This window comes from Corynebacterium efficiens YS-314, from assembly GCF_000011305.1.
GTDB lineage: Bacteria > Actinomycetota > Actinomycetes > Mycobacteriales > Mycobacteriaceae > Corynebacterium > Corynebacterium efficiens.
This window is the reverse complement of sequence record NC_004369.1, coordinates 2,311,981-2,330,076: the sequence shown is the minus strand read 5'-3', so window position 1 is coordinate 2,330,076 and position 18,096 is coordinate 2,311,981. Positions and strand designations below refer to the sequence as shown.

General features: G+C 63.3%; 18 protein-coding genes. 15 read left to right on the top strand and 3 right to left on the bottom strand.

Translation table 11 applies throughout. The features are described from left to right. The first annotated feature begins 138 nt into the window (after window positions 1-138). The 3 genes from CE_RS10895 (at window position 139) to CE_RS10885 (ending at window position 3,239) form a co-directional block, all read left to right on the top strand. Window positions 139-1,989 (top strand): AMP-dependent synthetase/ligase, encoded by a 1,851-nt coding sequence (locus CE_RS10895; RefSeq protein WP_006768198.1) that lies wholly within the window; start codon window positions 139-141, stop codon window positions 1,987-1,989. 4 nt (window positions 1,990-1,993) lie between these two features. Then, window positions 1,994-2,380 carry a hypothetical protein gene (locus CE_RS10890; protein ID WP_006768197.1) on the top strand — a complete coding sequence of 129 codons (387 nt, stop codon included), beginning with the start codon at window positions 1,994-1,996 and terminating at the stop codon, window positions 2,378-2,380. A 181-nt stretch (window positions 2,381-2,561) separates the two neighbouring features. Continuing rightward, window positions 2,562-3,239 carry a hypothetical protein gene (locus CE_RS10885; RefSeq protein WP_006768196.1) on the top strand — a complete coding sequence of 226 codons (678 nt, stop codon included), beginning with the start codon at window positions 2,562-2,564 and terminating at the stop codon, window positions 3,237-3,239. A gap of 99 nt (window positions 3,240-3,338) precedes the next feature. On the opposite strand, the gene CE_RS10880 is transcribed toward CE_RS10885, so the two are convergent. Next, window positions 3,339-4,007, bottom strand: coding sequence for a hypothetical protein (locus CE_RS10880; protein ID WP_143758461.1), 669 nt, complete (start codon window positions 4,005-4,007; stop codon window positions 3,339-3,341). Window positions 4,008-4,106: 99 nt separating this feature from the next. Between CE_RS10880 and hemW the strand changes: the two genes are divergently transcribed. From hemW to CE_RS10825, 11 genes are all read left to right on the top strand, one after another. Continuing rightward, window positions 4,107-5,303 (top strand): radical SAM family heme chaperone HemW, encoded by a 1,197-nt coding sequence (gene hemW, locus CE_RS10875; protein WP_006768194.1) that lies wholly within the window; start codon window positions 4,107-4,109, stop codon window positions 5,301-5,303. Window positions 5,304-5,643: 340 nt separating this feature from the next. After that, a complete protein-coding gene (gene hrcA, locus CE_RS10870) occupies window positions 5,644-6,672 on the top strand; it encodes a heat-inducible transcriptional repressor HrcA (protein ID WP_006768193.1) in 1,029 nt (342 codons plus the stop codon). Between the two features lie 70 nt (window positions 6,673-6,742). Continuing rightward, complete coding sequence (gene dnaJ / locus CE_RS10865; protein WP_006768192.1) at window positions 6,743-7,879, top strand: molecular chaperone DnaJ; 1,137 nt, start codon at window positions 6,743-6,745, stop codon at window positions 7,877-7,879. Beyond that, on the top strand, window positions 7,879-8,604 hold the full coding sequence (locus tag CE_RS10860) for a 16S rRNA (uracil(1498)-N(3))-methyltransferase (protein ID WP_006768191.1): 726 nt from the start codon (window positions 7,879-7,881) through the stop codon (window positions 8,602-8,604). Before dnaJ ends, CE_RS10860 begins: the two co-directional genes overlap by 1 nt. 99 nt (window positions 8,605-8,703) lie before the next feature. Further along, complete coding sequence (locus tag CE_RS10855) at window positions 8,704-9,753, top strand: PhoH family protein (RefSeq protein ID WP_006768190.1); 1,050 nt, start codon at window positions 8,704-8,706, stop codon at window positions 9,751-9,753. Continuing rightward, window positions 9,750-10,352 carry an rRNA maturation RNase YbeY gene (gene ybeY, locus CE_RS10850; protein ID WP_006768189.1) on the top strand — a complete coding sequence of 201 codons (603 nt, stop codon included), beginning with the start codon at window positions 9,750-9,752 and terminating at the stop codon, window positions 10,350-10,352. The genes CE_RS10855 and ybeY overlap by 4 nt, the downstream gene beginning before the upstream one ends. Window positions 10,353-10,397: 45 nt before the next feature. Further along, complete coding sequence (locus tag CE_RS10845; RefSeq protein WP_035108973.1) at window positions 10,398-11,720, top strand: hemolysin family protein; 1,323 nt, start codon at window positions 10,398-10,400, stop codon at window positions 11,718-11,720. A gap of 113 nt (window positions 11,721-11,833) precedes the next feature. Continuing rightward, on the top strand, window positions 11,834-12,751 hold the full coding sequence (gene era / locus CE_RS10840) for a GTPase Era (RefSeq protein WP_006768187.1): 918 nt from the start codon (window positions 11,834-11,836) through the stop codon (window positions 12,749-12,751). A 28-nt stretch (window positions 12,752-12,779) separates the two neighbouring features. Next, window positions 12,780-13,508 carry a DNA repair protein RecO gene (gene recO / locus CE_RS10835; RefSeq protein ID WP_006768186.1) on the top strand — a complete coding sequence of 243 codons (729 nt, stop codon included), beginning with the start codon at window positions 12,780-12,782 and terminating at the stop codon, window positions 13,506-13,508. 48 nt (window positions 13,509-13,556) lie between these two features. Next, window positions 13,557-14,291, top strand: coding sequence for an isoprenyl transferase (locus CE_RS10830; protein WP_162096727.1), 735 nt, complete (start codon window positions 13,557-13,559; stop codon window positions 14,289-14,291). Between the two features lie 18 nt (window positions 14,292-14,309). Further along, on the top strand, window positions 14,310-15,416 hold the full coding sequence (locus CE_RS10825; protein WP_006768184.1) for a VIT1/CCC1 transporter family protein: 1,107 nt from the start codon (window positions 14,310-14,312) through the stop codon (window positions 15,414-15,416). 5 nt (window positions 15,417-15,421) lie between these two features. Here the strand turns inward: CE_RS10825 and CE_RS10820 are convergent, their stop codons facing one another. Next, window positions 15,422-15,868: a Fur family transcriptional regulator gene (locus CE_RS10820; RefSeq protein WP_006768183.1), complete on the bottom strand. Its 447-nt coding sequence runs from the start codon at window positions 15,866-15,868 to the stop codon at window positions 15,422-15,424. A 46-nt stretch (window positions 15,869-15,914) separates the two neighbouring features. Beyond that, complete coding sequence (locus CE_RS10815) at window positions 15,915-16,325, bottom strand: ArsR/SmtB family transcription factor (protein WP_006768182.1); 411 nt, start codon at window positions 16,323-16,325, stop codon at window positions 15,915-15,917. Between the two features lie 329 nt (window positions 16,326-16,654). Between CE_RS10815 and CE_RS10810 the strand changes: the two genes are divergently transcribed. Then, on the top strand, window positions 16,655-18,040 hold the full coding sequence (locus tag CE_RS10810) for a glycine--tRNA ligase (RefSeq protein ID WP_006768181.1): 1,386 nt from the start codon (window positions 16,655-16,657) through the stop codon (window positions 18,038-18,040). The last annotated feature ends 56 nt before the right edge of the window (window positions 18,041-18,096 follow it).

The following is an 18,096-nucleotide window of genomic DNA, read 5'->3' as shown; positions in this document are numbered from 1 at the left end:
GAAACACTATGGATTAATGAACCGATAGGCCCGGGGGAACACACTCCGGGCGGAAGCCGGGGCCCACACACCCCAAGGGCTCCGATGCCCCGTTGGATCCGGGGTGAACCGACAACACACGGAAGGCGAGAACACGAAATGACTTCAGCGTCCCAACCCAGGGAATTCACCGTCGAGGCCGAATACACCATCGGGGAGAACGAAACCTGCCTGACCGCCCTCATCGACCAGGTCAAGACCCGCCCCTACGGTGTGCTGTTCACCCGGCCCGCGAACTTCGAGTGGGTCAATGTCACTGCGCAGGAATTCCTCAATGAGGTCTTCGCCGTGGCCAAGGGCATCATCGCCACCGGCGTGGAACAGGGGGACCGCGTGGCCCTGCTCGCCGACACCCGCTACGAGTGGTCCGTTCTCGACTACGCCATCTGGGCAGCCGGTGCCGTGAGTGTCCCGATCTACAGCTCCTCCTCCCTGTCCCAGGTGCAGTGGATCATCGAGGACTCCGGTGCGGTCCTGGCCATCACCGAGACCCCCGATCACACCGACCTGATGAAACATCTCGTGCTCACCGAGGACGGCACCCCGGCGCTGAAGGGGTCCACCTCCAAGCTGCGTCGCATCCTGGAGATCAACTCCTCCGCACTGGACACCCTCAGGTTTGAGGGCCGCGAGCTGTCCGACGACCTGGTCCGGGAACGCATCGAAGCCACCCGCTCCGCCGACCTGGCCTCCCTGGTGTACACCTCCGGAACCACCGGGCGTCCCAAGGGCTGCGAACTGACCCACCACAACTGGCTGGCCGAGGTCCGCGCGCTGCTGACCCACCCGATCGGCGCGATCGCGGTACCCGGCTCCCGGGTGCTCACCTTCCTGCCACTGGCACACGTCCTGGCGCGTGCGGTCTCCCTGGCGTTCACCATCGGCGGCGCCACCCAGTCCCACTGGTCAGACTTCTCCACCCTGGCACTGGAACTGCAGCGTGCCCGCCCGAACTTCATCCTCGGTGTACCACGTGTGTTTGAGAAGGTCCGTAACTCTGCTGCCACCAATGCCGCTGACGGTGGGCCGGTCAAGGCCGCCCTGTTCGCCCGCGCGGAGAAGGCCGCCATCGACTACTCCCGGGCCCAGGACACCGAGGAGGGGCCGAGCAGGGTCCTGGCTGCCGCCCACAAGGTCTTCGACCGTCTCGTCTACGCCAAGATCCGTGCGGCCGTGGGCAACTCCGTGCAGTACGCGGTGACCGGTGGATCCGCGATGAGCCATGATCTGCTGCACTTCTACCGTGGCATCGGCATCCCGATCTACGAGGGTTATGGTCTGACCGAAACCGCGGCGGCGGCCGCGATCGATTTCGAGGACCAGAAGATCGGCACCGTGGGCAAGCCCCTGCCGGGCATGACCATCCGCATCAATGACCAGGGGGAGATCCTGCTCAAGGGGCAGATGCTCTTCCGCGGTTATTGGAACAACCCGAAGGCAACCGCGGAATCCATCGTCGATGGTTGGTTCAACACCGGTGACCTGGGTGAACTGCTGGATTCCGGACATCTGGTGATCACCGGCCGCAAGAAGGATCTCATCGTCACCGCCGGCGGCAAGAATGTCTCACCCGGACCACTGGAGGACATCATCCGGGCGCACCCGCTGATCAGCCAGGCAATGGTGGTCGGCGACGGCAAGCCTTTCGTCGGTCTGCTGGTGACCCTGGATCCGGATGCACTCAAGCGGTGGAAGCTCAACCGCAACATCCCGGAGTCCCGGACCATTGAGGAGTTGGCCACGGAACCGGCCCTGCGCGGTGAGATCCAGGACGCCATCAACAACGCGAATGCCACCGTCTCCCACTCCGAGGCCATCAAGCGGTTCTACATCCTCGACCGCGACCTCACCGAGGAGGACGATGAGCTGACCCCGACCCTCAAGGTCAAGCGCAATGTGGTCTACCGTCGCTACGCCGACGCCATCGAGCACATCTACCGCGGAAAGTAGACGGTTGAACACAGTAGAAGAAATCCAGTTCAACTGGGATGGTGTGGCCTGGCAGCAGGCGGAGGTCGGTTCGGAGCCTGAACGGTTCGCCCTCGGGATCATGGATGAATTCGCCTACATCGCCGCCACGGGTTCCGCGGGGGACCCTGAGTTCTTCACCCTCGGGTCCAACCCCGGCCTGGCCTTCGGTGACCCGGAGTGGTTGTTTGCCCAGGATAATCCCGGTTATGTGGCGGGCTGCCTCGGGTTGGCGGAGGCGCACCGGGATGCGGTGACCCGGGTGGTGGACCGGTACCTCTCCCGGTTGGATGACACCGAGCGCAGGGGGGAACCACGGGAGATCCTCGAGCAGCTGGTGTCTGCTATGGGGCTGCCGGCACTGCCCAGGTAGCTGCCGGGTGGTTCAGTTGACGGTGTTCCACAGGAAGGTTCAGGTTCCCCCGGCGTGCCTGCCGACAATTCCAAGCGAATTCACATAGAGTCGGAACCCGTTAGAGAAACTCTCAAGTGTTACTTGAGGGTCTCGTGTGATTCCTGAGGCTGAATGCAAGAAAGGATGTGTGCTGGAACGTATGGGCACCACCACCGCGCAACTGCGCCACCGCGAGCTCACCCAGGAGATCTACAACATCGGTGATGAGGTCGCCGACTACATTGAACACATCATGGAAGCCATCTCGGACTGGGATGCCGAGCTGGTCGATGACTGCCTCGCGGAATTCGAGGAGATCATCGCGGAGGCCCGTGATGATTCCCGAACCGTGGTAGCCGAACTCCTGGGACTGCGTCACGCACTGACCTCGGGTCTGCGCCAGGGGACCGTCAGTGCACGCTCCGCGGTCAGGGTGGGGCTCACCCAGCCGGAACGCATCACCGCCTCGCAGCTTGAGGATGCCCACCCCATCGGTGAGATCGTCATGGTGGGTGAGATGGCGGCGGCACTCAACGCCCGCACCGAGGCGGTCATCGCGCACCTGGAACAGGTGGTGGACTGGGTGCTGGCACAGACCGCCTGTGTGGCCGACGACCTTGATGCGGTGTCACTGCCCATGGTCTACGGGCGTGTGGCCGACGATGTGTGCACCTCCACCCGCGCCTGGCTGCACGTGGTGGCAGACGCGCACCCTGATTATGTCTGGACCAAGCGGGGCTGTAACCCTCCCTCCTTCCTCCTGGAACGCGCCCGCATCGATTCGGTGGTGGCGCGTGTGGCGGAGCGGATGCAGAACGAGCGGGGCCAGGTGTCCTAGGCGGACTCCAGGGCGGATTCCAGGGGTCGAACCCAGAAAGCCACCTACCCGGGGATTAGTTCCGACAGGGAGGTGGCTTTCTTCTTTCGCCTACAGGCGTCAGGACTTGAACAGGTGGCTGATGAACGGCAGCTGCGGCAGGCGGAAGGCGATGTCGGAGATCAGGCGTGCCAGCGGGGAATCGGGTTCAGTCTCCGTGGTGCCGGACCGTGGATACTCCACCGTGACGGAGAAACTGTCGAGCTGGCCGTGTGCGTCAGAGACGGTGAAGACCGGGGTGATGGTGGCGCCGGTGGTGAAATCAGAGGGCACGAAGACGATGATCGACTGGTCCTGCAGGATCAGCGTGCCGAAGGTTGCGAACTGCGCGGGGACCTCAATGCTGAGATCGCGATAGATGCGATCCCCCTTGAACTTCACGTGCAGTGCCTGCCCGGGTTCCGCCACGGCATCATCCCACAGGCCCCGGTCGGTAGCATCCCGATCTGTTCCGGTGCTGTCAGCAACCTGGGCGCCCTGTGTGGTACGGAGGGTCGGCTCCGTCCCGGCCTCGTGGGAGGGGGTGGCGGAGGGACTGGATTCGGCGGCGGCATCAGCCACGGCCTCAGCGACGGAACGCGATGACGGATTGACACCAGCCGGACTGACTGTAGTGCTCTGAGCTGCGGTTTCAATGATGACGGGAGATGCGGCCTCATGCGCATAGCAGGGGGTGACACCCGCCAACAAAGCTGTTGTGAGTGTCGCGACCACCGTCATGCGTTTCATGCTCTGCACTCTACTACTTTCTTGGCAATTCCGTATAGTCCACCTTGGTTCCGCCTGTAGATTCTGTCGAAAAAGACCCACCCACTACTGTTGGGTGCTATGTCAGTTCCTCGCTCCGTCTTCGGTGTCTATGTCCATGTCCCATTCTGTTCCACCCGGTGCGGGTACTGCGACTTCAACACCTACACGGCGGGTGAACTGGGCAGCACCGCCGGGCCCGATACCTATCTCGATGCGCTCGAGGTGGAATTGGAGATGGCTGTCGCCCGCCTCGCCGCGGCCCATGAGGCCGATTCCGACCAGCCGGGCCCACGTCCCGCGGAAACCGTCTTCATCGGCGGCGGCACACCTTCACTGATCGGGGCGGATGGGCTCAGCCGGGTGCTCTCCGGCATCCGCAATACCTTCGGCCTGGCGCCGGGGGCGGAGATCACCACCGAATCCAACCCGGAGTCCACCTCGCCGGAGTTCTTCGATGCCCTGCGCGAGTCCGGGTACAACCGCATTTCGCTGGGGATGCAGTCGGCGTCGTCAAGCGTGCTTAGGGTGCTGGACCGCCGGCACACCCCGGGCAGGCCGGTGGCCGCCGCGAAGGAGGCACGCGCGGCCGGTTTCGACCACGTCAACCTCGACATGATCTACGGCACCCCCACCGAAACCGACGAGGATGTCCGTAAAACCCTCGACGCCGTCCTGGAGGCCGATGTTGATCATGTCTCCGCCTACTCCCTCATCGTGGAGGACGGCACCGCCATGGCCCGCAAGGTCCGCCGCGGCGAATTGCCCGCCCCCGACGAGGATGTCTACGCCGACCGTTACGAGATGATCGACCAGCGCCTGCGTGCCAACGGCTTCGACTGGTATGAGGTGTCCAACTGGGCCAAACCCGGCGGGGAGTGCCGCCACAACATGGGGTACTGGGTCGACGGTGACTGGTGGGGGGCCGGCCCCGGTGCCCATTCGCACATCGGCGACCACCGCTTCTACAACGTCAAACACCCCGCCAGGTACTCCGCACAGATCGCGGGCGGGGAGCTGCCGATCATGGATACCGAACTCCTCACCGCCGATGACCACCACACTGAACGCGTCATGCTGGGCCTGCGTCTCAAACAGGGGCTGCCCGCCGGGATCTTCTCCCCATCGGCGCACCGGGTCATCGACCGCCACATCGACCGGGGTCTGCTGCACCGGGTCGGCGGCAACATCGCGGTCACCGACGCCGGACGCCTGCTTGCCGACGGCATCATCGCCGACATCCTCCTCGCCGAGGACGATGACCTTCCAGGCGCCTGAGTGGGTGCGGATTTAAGGGCTTGGGGATCGCCGGATGGGCGCGGGTATGGCTGAGCGCGGTTCAACCGCTCAGACGGCGATCTGGTGCGTCGGTTTTCCCGGCGGTGTTCTCGGGGTGGGGAGGTCTTTTCGACTTTTTCGACACATCCCCGCGGCCACACCGCCCTTGTGTCGGAATAGTCGAACCCGGGGACTGCGTACACGTGATTTTTTCGACACATCCCACCCGGAGGCCTGTGCCTGTGTCGAAAAAGTCGAACCCGCCCACCTGCCACCACCTAGCCGGGGTTCTCCCGCCGGAGTCTCATTAATAATCAGCAAGTCCAGTAAGGTACTGGTTATGGCTAGTGCAACGGAGAAACGCAGATATGAGGTCCTGCGGGCCATCGTCGCCGACTACATCGAATCCCAGGAGCCGGTGGGTTCCAAGGCGCTGTTGGAGCGCCACAAGCTCAATGTCAGTTCTGCGACGATCCGCAATGACATGTCAGTCCTTGAATCAGACGGTTACATCGTGCAGGAGCATGCCAGCTCGGGGCGCGTGCCCACGGAGAAGGGCTACCGCCTGTTTGTCGATTCCATCCATGACATCAAGCCGCTGTCGCTGGCGGAGCGTCGGGCGATCCTCGGTTTCCTGGAGGGCGGCGTGGATCTGGAGGATGTGCTGCGCCGGTCGGTGCAGTTGTTGTCGCAGTTGACGCACCAGGCGGCGGTGGTGCAGTTGCCCACGTTGAAGACTGCCCGGGTCAAACATTGTGAGGTGGTGTCGCTGTCGCCGGTGCGTCTGCTGTTGGTGCTCATCACGGATACCGGTCGAGTGGATCAACGCAATGTGGAGCTCGATGAGCCGTTGGAGGCCGATCAGGTCACGGTGCTCAAGGATCTGCTCAATGGTGCGCTGGCGGAGAAGACGCTGACCGATGCCTCGGAGGCGTTGCAGGAACTCAGCCGCAATGCCCCGTCGGATATCCGCAGCACCATGGAGAAGTGCAGTGGTGTCCTGGTGGCCACCCTGGTGGAGCAGCCCTCCGACCGGCTCATCCTCGCCGGTGCCAGCAACCTGACGCGCCTGACGCGTGAGACCGCCGCGAGTGTGCCGATGGTGCTGGAGGCGTTGGAGGAACAGGTGGTGATGCTGAAGCTGTTGTCCAATGTCACGGATCTGGATCATGTCACGGTGCACATCGGTGAGGAGAATGAGGATCTGCAGTTGCGCAGCGCCTCGGTGGTGACAACGGGGTATGGTTCTGCGGGTAACACCCTGGGTGGGTTGGGAGTGGTGGGGCCCACATACATGGACTATCCGGGAACAATCTCGAAGGTGTCGGCCGTTGCTAGATATGTTGGCCGGGTACTGGCTGGCGAATAAGCGCGCTATACTAGGCCATTTGTTCACCTATTCGCGATAAATCTTCACTCATAAGGGAGAATCACCGACCGTGGCACGTGACTATTACGGCATCCTCGGAGTTGACCGCAACGCAACCGACTCTGAAATCAAGAAGGCGTACCGCAAGCTTGCCCGCAAATACCACCCTGATGTGAACCCCAGTGAGGAGGCGGCGGAGAAGTTCCGTGAGGCCTCCGTGGCCCATGAGGTGCTCACCGATCCGGATAAGCGCCGGATTGTGGATATGGGTGGCGATCCCATGGAGCAGGGTGGTGGTGCCGGACATCCGGGTGGTTTCGGCAGTGGCGGTCTGGGTGACATCTTCGATGCCTTCTTCGGTGGCGGTGCGGGTTCCCGTGGGCCACGGTCGCGTGTACAGCCCGGCAGTGACACCCTGTGGCGCACCTCCATCACCCTGGAGGAGGCGTTCACCGGTGTGAAGAAGGATCTCACCCTGGACACGGCTGTGCTGTGTTCCAAGTGTCATGGTTCGGGTTCCGCCTCCAATGCCAAGCCGAAGACCTGTGGCACCTGCCATGGTTCCGGTGAGATCCAGGAGGTGCAGCGCAGTTTCCTGGGCAATGTCATGACCTCGCGTCCGTGCCACACGTGTAACGGCACCGGTGAGGTCATTCCCGATCCGTGTGATGAGTGTGCCGGTGATGGTCGTGTGCGTGCGCGCCGTGACATCGTGGCCGATATCCCGGCCGGTATCCAGTCGGGTATGCGCATCCGGATGGCGGGTCAGGGTGAGGTCGGCGCCGGTGGTGGACCCGCCGGTGATCTCTACGTCGAGGTGATGGTCCGTCCGCATGCGGTGTTCACCCGCGATGGTGATGATCTGCACGCCAGTATCCGCGTGCCCATGATCGATGCGGCACTGGGGTCGGAGCTTGAGGTGGAGTCGCTGACCGGTGAGGAGATCACCGTGGTGATCCCGGCCGGCACGCAGCCGAACCAGGTTATCACCCTGGAGGGTGAGGGCATGCCGCGTCTGCGCGCCGAGGGTCGCGGGGACCTCATGGCACATGTGGACCTGTTCGTCCCGACCGAGATCGATGACCGCACCCGTGAGCTGCTGGAGCAGATCCGGGATTACCGCAGGGACAATTCCTCGGTGCACCGTGAGGGTGAGGAGCATGGCGGGTTGTTCGATAAGCTCAAGAGCAAGTTCCGCAACCGCTGATGTCTCTTCCCGTCTTCATCTCCGATACGGTCGCCGCTGCCGGTGAGCATGTCACCGTCACCGGCCCGGAGGGGCGCCACGCCGTCACCGTCAAGCGCATCACCCCGGGTGAGCGCGTGATGCTTATCGACGGCCACGGCACCGCCCGCACCTGTCAGGTCACCGCGGTCAGTGGCAGGGACCGCATGGATGTGGTGGTGGAGAGCGTGGAGGAGATCCCACCTCCTGATCCCCGCGTCACCATCGTTCAGGCCATCCCGAAGTCCGAGCGCTCCGAACTGACCGTCGACCTGCTCACCCAGGCCGGTGCGGACCGGATAGTGGCGTGGCAGTCGCAGCGCACCATCGCCAAGTGGGCGGGCAAGGAGGCCAAGTCACTGACGAAGTGGCAGGCGGCCGCGGAGGCGGCCGCGAAACAGTCGCGGCGCGCAACCATCCCCGAGGTGGTCGGGGTGGTGGATACGGCGGGCGTCGACAAGCTCATTGAGGAGGCGGACCTGGCGATCATCCTGCATGAGGAGGCCAGCCAGCCGTTCCGGGAATTGAATTTCACCGGCGATGTTGTAGTGATTATCGGGCCTGAGGGCGGGGTGTCACCGGAGGAGATCCACCGGTTCACCGCCGCCGGGGCCCACACCGTGAAACTGGGCCCAGAGGTGCTCCGGACAGCATCGGCGGGGATGGTTGCCCTCGCGGCGATCGGCGTGCTGTCCAACCGCTGGTAAACTTCTCGCTAATAGTCGGAAAATGACCTCCCCTGACCAAACCAGAAAGCAGGCAGATACAGCACTGTGACTACCCCGCGAAGCACACGCACCGACGTTGTGTCCACCGTCTACAACCTCCAGCGCGATCTGGCGCCCACGGTTCTCGGCGTCACCGACGACAACCTGAGGGTGTTGGACAATCAGGTGGATGCTGATTTCCACGCCCGGGGTAGCCGCATCGAGCTGACCGGACCGGCCCATGAGGTCTCCCGCGCCGGGAAGATCCTCGACGAGCTGCAGGCCATTGCCCGCCGCGGCCATGTGATCAGCACCGACACCGTCAAGAACGTCATCAGCATGATCAATGTCGAGACCCCGCAGTCGGTGTCCGAGATCCTCACCGGTGACATCATCGCCCGCCGCGGCAAGGTCATCCGCGCCAAGACCCTCGGCCAGAAGGAATACGTCGATGCCATCGATGAGAACACCATCGTCTTCGGCGTGGGTCCCGCAGGTTCCGGCAAGACCTACCTGGCCATGGCCAAGGCCGTGGCGGCGCTGCAGTCGAAGCAGGTCAGCCGCATCATCCTGACCCGGCCGGCCGTGGAGGCGGGGGAGAAGCTGGGGTTCCTGCCCGGCACCCTCAATGAGAAGATCGACCCGTACCTGCGTCCCCTCCATGACGCCCTGCGCGACATGGTCGAGCCCGAGGTCATCCCGAAGCTGATGGAGGCCGGGATCGTCGAGGTCGCCCCGCTGGCCTATATGCGTGGCCGCACCCTCAATGATGCGTTCGTGATCCTCGATGAGGCCCAGAACACCACCCCGGCCCAGATGAAGATGTTCCTCACCCGACTGGGTTTCGGGTCGAAGATGGTGGTCACCGGTGACATCACCCAGGTCGACCTCCCCGGTGGACAGAAGTCCGGCCTGCGCCTGGTGCGCCACATCCTGCGTGATGTGCCGGATGTGCACTTCACCGAGTTGACCTCCGAGGACGTGGTGCGACACCAGCTGGTCGGCCACATCGTCAACGCCTATGACGAGTACGAGGAGCTGCAGGAAAAGCGCGAGAACGAGCGTCGCCGCGCCCGCGAGGAACGCGAGGAAGCTTTACGACGCGCAGTCGAGGCCGAAGCACGCGAGCAGGAGGGTCTCCAGTCATGAGCATTGAGGTTTTCAACGAATCCGGTTACGACGGCGTGAATGAGGAGATGCTCATCGATGTCCTCTCCTTCGCCCTCGGTGAGATGGACATCCACCCCGATGCGGAGGCCTCCATCCACATCGTGGACTCCGACACCATCGCGGAACTGCACGTCAAGTGGCTGGACCTGGAGGGCCCGACCGATGTGATGAGCTTCCCCATGGATGAGCTCACCCCCGGTTATTCCCGCCCCGACGGCGGAGCCCCCGGCCCGGCGATGCTCGGGGATATCGTGCTGTGCCCGGAGTTCGCGGAGAAACAGGCCACCAAGGCCGGGCATGACCTGTCCCATGAGTTAGCGCTGCTCACCGTCCACGGGTGCCTGCACCTGCTGGGATACGATCATGTCGAACCGGCGCAGGAACGCGAGATGTTCGCCCTGCAGAATGAACTGCTGGCCGACTGGTATGACGACGTGGACCGACGTGGGGTGGTCTACCAGCCCAAACCCACCGGACCCGGTGCCTTCCCGACAGCGGCGGACCGCCTCGAACTCGATCAGACCATGATCGCCGAGGAACAGGGCGAACCCGGCGAATCTGGCGCCTCCGCCCGTTAACCCACCGCGGATGGAGAACCAGGAAAATTTATGATCACCGCTCAGATGGATGAGACCGTCCTATGGCTGGGGCTGGCCACCGTCGTCTCCCTGTTGTTGTCCGGACTGCTCGGGGCCATCGAATCCGCTGTCTCCACCGTCTCCCGGGCCCGCGTGGAGCAGATGCACAAGGACGAAGTCTCCGGCTCGGCGGCCCTGCTGCATGTCATCGACAACCGGGCCACCAACATCAACATCCTGGTGATGCTGCGGACCCTGCTGGACACTTCCGCGGCCGTGCTGGCCGGTGTCATCGCGGTCCATCTGGTCACCAGCGATGCCTGGGCGATCTTCCTGGCCATCGTGGTGGTCTCCCTCATCACCTTCGGCGTGGTGGGTGTGTTCGGCCGGACAGTGGGGCGGAAGAACCCCTATACCGTCTCCCTGCGCAGTGCGGTCGTGCTCACCGGCGTGGAGAAGGTGCTCGGCCCCCTGGCCAAACTGATCATCTGGGTGGGCAATGTCATCGCCCCGGGCCCGGGCCTGCGCAACGGCCCCTATGCCACCGAGGTGGAGCTGCGCGAGATGGTCGACATCGCCCAGGAACACGGGATCGTGGAGGTGGAGGAACGCCGTATGATCCAGTCGGTGTTCGACCTCGCCTCCACCACAGTCCGACAGGTGATGGTGCCCCGACCCGAGATGATCTGGATTGAATCCGGCAAGAGCGCCGGCCAGGCCACCGCCCTGTGCGTGCGGTCCGGGCATTCCCGTATCCCGGTCATCGGTGAGAATGTCGATGACATCATCGGTGTGGTCTACCTGAAGGACCTGGTCAAACAGACGTACTACGCCACCGATGGTGGACGTTCCGTCACCGTCGACGAGGTCATGCGCCCGGCCAAGTTCATCCCCGATTCCCGCCCCCTGGATGCCCTGCTGCAGGAGATGCAGGAGGAGCAGAACCACATCGCCATCCTCATCGACGAATACGGTGGCGTGGCGGGGTTGATCTCCATCGAGGACATCCTGGAGGAGATCGTCGGTGAGATCGCCGATGAATACGACAATGATGAGGTCGCCCCGATTGAACAGATCGCCGAGCGTACCTACCGGGTGATGTCGCGCCTGTCCCTCGAGGACCTCCGGGACCATCTGCAGGAGGAACTCGAGGTGGACATCGATTTCACCGATGACATCGATGATCAGGTGGACACCGTCGGTGGGCTCATCGCCTTCGAACTCGGCCGCGTCCCGTTGCCCGGGGCCACCGTCGAGACCTCGGGCCTGCGGTTGACCGCGGAGGGTAAACGCAACCGCCGTGGCCGACTGCGCATGCATTCGGCCGTGGTTGAGGTGCTGCCCGCGGTGGAGCAGGCTGAGAACTGAGTCGGGGCGTCGTAAAGCCGCATCGCCGGATAGCTACGGGATAACTACAACCGGGCCGGGTGGGACTATGCTGGTTAGTCACACTTCCCACGAGAGACCCAGTTAGAGGATCAATGAGCTTTACCGACACCCCGGAAGGTTTCCGTTCAGGCTTCGTCAGCTTCGTCGGCCGCCCCAACACAGGCAAATCCACGCTGACCAACGCCCTGGTGGGTGAGAAGATCGCCATCACAGCCGATCAGCCTGAAACCACCCGTCACCCGATCCGCGGCCTGGTGCACCGCGAGGACGCCCAGATCATCGTCGTGGACACCCCCGGCCTGCACCGCCCACGCACCCTCCTGGGCGAGCGTCTCAATGAATCGGTCAAGGACACCTACTCCGATGTGGATCTCATCGGCCTGACCATCCCGGCCACCGACAAGATCGGCCCCGGTGACCGCTGGATCCTCGATGCGGTGCGCACCGCCGCACCGAAGACCCCCATCGTGGGTATTGTCACCAAGATCGACAAGGCATCCTGGGACCAGGTTGCGGCCCAGCTCATGGCGGTCCATGAGCTGCTCGGGGGCGAAAGCGAGGTGGTTCCCGTGTCCTCCGCCTCGGGTGAGAACATCGACACCCTCGCTGCTGTCATCGCCGGTCTCCTGCCGGAGGGCCCCAAGTACTACCCGGATGATCACATCACCGATGAGGACATCGAGACCCGCATGTCGGAGCTGATCCGTGAGGCGGCCCTGTCCGGTCTCAAGGATGAACTGCCGCACTCCATCGCCGTGGAGATCGACGAGGTCCTCCCGGATGAACCCCGTCCCGGCATGCTTACCGTCCATGCGATCATCTACGTGGAACGCCCGGGCCAGAAGGACATCATCATGGGCCACAACAACCAGCGCATGGGGCGGATCATCCACAATTCCCGCCAGCAGCTGACGAAGCTGCTCGGCAAGAACATCTACCTGGATCTGCGCATCAAGATCCTCAAGAACTGGCAGTCCGACCCCAAGGCACTCAACCGCCTGGGGTTCTAGACCACGTCGGTGGGGATTGGTGTAACCGGTGCGCAGGGAGAGTTACCGGGACCGTGCCCTGGTGGTGCGGACCCACGACTTCGGTGAGGCCGATCGCATCGTTGTCCTGCTCACCCGTGACCACGGTATTGTCCGGGGGGTGGCCAAGGGGGTGAGGCGGTCGAAATCCCGGTTCGGTTCCCGGCTCCAGCTGTTCGTGGAGCTGGATGTCCAGCTGTATCCGGGGCGTAATCTGTCCACGATCTCCGGTGCGGACACCGTGGGGTACTACGCCTCCGGCATCATCGATGATTTCAAACGCTATTCCGCAGCCTCGGCCATCCTGGAGATCGCCTCCAGCATCGCACCGATGGAGCAGGGGCCGTACCTGTTCGATGCCACCACCGCCGCACTGCAGCGCATGCAGAATGCAGAGCACCCGGTGCTGCTCCTGGATGAGTACATGCTCCGCGCGATGGATCATGCGGGGTGGGCCCCCAGTCTCTTCGACTGTGCGCAGTGCGGACGCCCCGGGCCCCACACCGCCTTCCATCCCGGTGCCGGTGGGGCGGTCTGTCTCTACTGCCGCCCCCAGGGTAGCGCGAAGATACCCGCGGAAACGCTGCATATGATGTGGCTGCTCGCCCACGGGCAGGGTGGGCGGGTGCTGGCGGAGCACCCCGGGTTGACCGGGGCTATCCACCGGCTGACCACAGCACACCTGCAGTGGCATCTGGAACGCAAACTCCCCACGCTGGAGGTCCTGGATCAGGTGTGAGAGCGGGTGTTGGTCCGGGGATGTGCGGTGGGCGTGGCACAATGATGGATTGTGAGTGAACTTGTACCCCCCAACATCCCTGCTGAATTCCTGCCCCGGCATATCGCGCTGGTCATGGATGGAAACGGCCGCTGGGCCACGGAGAAGGGCATGAAACGCACCGAGGGCCACCGGCGTGGTGAGGCGGTGCTGCTCGACGTGGTGGATGCCTGCCTGGCACTCGGTGTTCCGTACCTGTCCGCCTATGCCTTCTCCACGGAGAACTGGCGCCGCTCCACCGAGGAGGTCCGTTTCCTCATGGGGTTCAACCGGGATGTGCTGCGTCGACAGCGTGATGGCCTGCATGAGAAGGGCGTCCGTGTCCGGTGGGTGGGGCGTCGTCCCCGTCTGTGGCGTTCGGTGATCCGTGAGCTGGAGGCCGCGGAGGAACTGACCAAAGACAACACCAACATGACCCTGGCGATGTGTGTGAACTACGGTGGCCGCGCCGAGATTATCGATGCCGCCCGCGAGATCGCCCGGCAGGCGGCTGCCGGCCAGCTGCGGCCTGAGCAGATCAATGAGAAGACCTTCCCGGATTTCCTCGATGAGCCGGACATGCCGGATGTCGATCTCTTCCTGCGTCCCTCGGGGGAGAAGCGCACCTCCAACTTCCTGCTGTGGCAGTCGGCCTATGCTGAGATGGTGTACCAGGACAAGCTCTTTCCTGATTTCACCCCGCAGGATCTCTTCGACGCGGTCGAGGAGTACGCCCGTCGCGACCGTCGCTTCGGCACCGCCTGACCCCCTGGGAGACATGACATGAGTGAGGATCCCGACCCCGACCAGCCGGCCACAGCTCCACCCACCCCGGATCAGGTGCGACGGTGGCAGCGTTACCTGGCCAATGAGCGTGCCGAGGCGGAGGTCTACCGTGACCTCGCCCGGAAACGCACCGGGGAGGAACGCGAGATCCTGTTGAAACTCGCTGAGGCGGAATCCCGCCATGAGGCGCACTGGCGTGGTCTGCTCGGGGATGCCGGGGGAGGACCCGTCAAACCTGATCTGCGCACCAGGGTCCTGGGGATGCTGACACGGCGTTTCGGGTCGGTGTTCTCCCTGGCTCTGATGCAGTCGGCGGAGTCCCGCAGTCCCTACAGCTCCGATGATGATGCCACGGAGCAGATGAGTGCGGATGAGCGCATCCACGCCGAGGTCATCCGCGGTCTTGCCACCCGTGGCCGGGAACGGATGAGCGGCAATTTCCGTGCCGCGGTCTTCGGCGTTAACGACGGGTTGGTCTCCAACCTCGCGCTGGTCATCGGCGTGATGGCCAGTGGCGTCGCCCCGCAGATCGTGCTGATCACCGGCGTGTCCGGCCTCCTGTCAGGGGCGTTGTCCATGGCGGCCGGCGAGTACATCTCCGTGCGCTCCCAGCTGGAGCTTCTCGACGCCTCAACCCCCGACCCGGAGACCCGCACCGCCATCCCGGAGCTCGATGTCGATGCCAATGAGCTGGAGCTGGTCTACCGCGCACGTGGCATGGGGGAGCAGGAGGCGGCAGCCAGGGCGGCCGCTGTCTTCGGGGCCCTGGTTTCCAGCAGGGGTGAGCTTGACGACGCCCACCTCATCCCCACCACCGACCGTGAGGAGACCGGCTCAGCCCGATCTGCGGCGCTGTTCAGCTTCCTCAGTTTCTCCGTGGGGGCCTTCATCCCGATCATCCCCCTGCTCTTCGGTCTTGCCGGTGTGGCGGCGGGAGTCCTGGCACTGGTGCTGGTGGGCATCTCCCTCCTGTTCACCGGTGGTCTCACCGGGGTCCTGTCGGGCAAACCACCGCTGTACCGGGCGATCCGTCAGTTGCTGGTGGGGTTGGGGGCCGCCTCGATCACCTACGTCCTGGGGTTAGCCTTCGGCACCATGCTCTAGACGTGTCAGGCCTGCCCATCGACGGTATCGGGGCGGCATGCCGGACAGAGTCCGAAGATCTCAGCCTCGTGGCTGCTCACACTGAATCCGTGGGTCCGGGCGACCTCCCCGGCCCACCTCTCAACCGGGCCACCGTCGATCTCCTCGGTGCGGCCACACTGGGTGCACACGAGGTGGTGGTGGTGTCCCTCATCGTGGCACTGACGGTAGAGGGTTTCACCCCCGGTGACCGTGAGCACATCCACGGCGCCGATCTCGGCCAGCGACTGGAGGGTGCGGTACACGGTGGTCAACCCCACGGAATGCTCCCGCGCGTTGAGTTCCGCGTGGATGGCTTTGGCAGAGGCGAAATTGTCGATCTCCTCCAGAATGTCCACCACCGCCTTGCGCTGCCGAGTGCTGCGCACGCCGAGCTTGGGTGTGGACTTCTCTCCGTGTCGATTCAGGCCCATGCCACCCTCCTGAGAATCTGGGAAACAGTGGTTATTTCCCCTGATCCTACTCCGAAGTGGTCTCGAGGGCTTTTTCAGCAACCCGTAGGGCGAGTTTGAGGATGTCGATGATCATCGGTTGGGCAAGCGAATAGGACATCTGCCTGCCCCGGCGGTCGGCATGGACCAGACCGGCAGCTTTAAGAACCTTGAGGTGCTGGCTGACCAGGGGCTGGGAACTACCCACGAGGGCGACGAGTTCCGAGACATAGTGCGGGCGCTCATGCAGCGCCACCAGCATCTGGATCCGGAGTGGGGAATCCACGGCACGGATAATGCCGCTGAGTGCGGCGATATTGTCTGCGACGCTGAGCTCAGCGGAATCCACGACCTTGTCCGGGGATAGGTAGATCGCGGTGGATGGATTCTCGTCATCGTCTGGTGGCGTGATCATCCTGTTAGTGACGTCTTGGACCACGAGACGCCTCCTTCCTGTTTCAAAACCGGTGGCTTCACCACCGGCATATTTAGCACAATTGCTAGAATAACTGCTTATGATGCTTCTGGTGGGGTATATGGGGAAATAAAAGAAATGTCCTATAAGTGATTTTTATCCAATTCACCGGCTGTTATATCTCAATCTCTAATGTTAACTGTTGGTTATAACATCTGGTTGACTAATCGAGTGTGACCTTGGATAAACGGGCCCAGGTCAACCCCGCTTGTCAGGTGGGCTAGGATTGGAAAGGTCTGTCCTTAATCTGGGGACTAGTGAACTGCCCATCGACCTGGAGGAGAGCATCCGACGTGGCTCAGCAATCGATCATCGACACTGTTGTGAACCTGTGTAAACGACGTGGACTGGTGTACCCCTGTGGTGAGATCTACGGCGGCACCCGCTCGGCCTGGGATTATGGTCCGCTCGGTGTGGAGCTGAAGGAGAACATCAAGCGTCAGTGGTGGCGTACCATGGTCACCTCCCGACCCGATGTGGTCGGTGTGGACACCTCCGTCATCCTGCCACGACAGGTCTGGGTCACCTCCGGGCACGTCGAGGTCTTCACCGATCCGCTGGTGGAGTCCCTGCACACCCACAAGCGTTACCGCGCCGATCACCTGCTCGAGGCCTACGAGGAGAAGCACGGCCACCCACCGGCCAACGGTCTCGCCGACATCAACGACCCGGAGACCGGCCAGCCCGGCAAGTGGACCGAGCCGAAGGCCTTCTCCGGCCTGCTCAAGACCTTCCTGGGGCCTGTTGATGATGAGGAGGGCCTGCACTACCTCCGCCCGGAGACCGCGCAGGGCATCTTCGTGAACTTCAAGAATGTGATGAACTCCTCGCGCATGAAGCCACCGTTCGGCATCGCCAACATCGGCAAGTCCTTCCGCAACGAGATCACCCCGGGTAACTTCATCTTCCGCACCCGTGAGTTCGAGCAGATGGAGATGGAATTCTTCGTCAAACCGGGCGAGGATGAAGAGTGGCACCAGCACTGGATCGACGCCCGCCACCAGTGGTACATCGATCTCGGCGTGAACCCGGACAACCTGCGTCTCTATGAGCACCCGCAGGAGAAGCTGTCCCACTACTCCAAGCGCACCGTGGACATCGAATACGCCTTCAACTTCGCCAACTCCAAGTGGGGTGAGCTGGAGGGTATCGCCAACCGTACCGACTACGATCTCCGCGTCCACTCCGAGGGTTCCGGAGAGGACCTGTCCTACTTCGATCAGGAGACCGGCGAGCGCTGGATCCCGTATGTCATCGAGCCGGCCGCCGGCCTGGGCCGTGCGATGATGGTCTTCCTCATGGATGCGTACCACGAGGATGAGGCACCGAACTCCAAGGGTGGCGTCGACAAGCGCGTTGTGCTCAAGCTGGACCGTCGCCTCGCGCCGGTCAAGGTCGCGGTCCTGCCGCTGTCCAAGAAGCCCGAGCTGTCCGGCCCGGCCGAGAAGCTGGCCGCCGAGCTGCGCCAGTTCTGGAATGTTGAGTACGACACCTCCGGTGCGATCGGTCGTCGTTACCGTCGTCAGGATGAGATCGGCACCCCGTTCTGTGTCACCGTCGACTTCGACACCCTCGAGGACAACGCAGTGACCGTCCGTGAGCGTGACACCATGGAGCAGATCCGTGTGCCACTCGATGAGCTCCAGGGGTACCTGGCACAGCAGCTCATCGGCTGCTAATGGCACCGCTGTCGACATGATGGGCAGCACATGAGGGGTAGCACCGGTTGGAAACG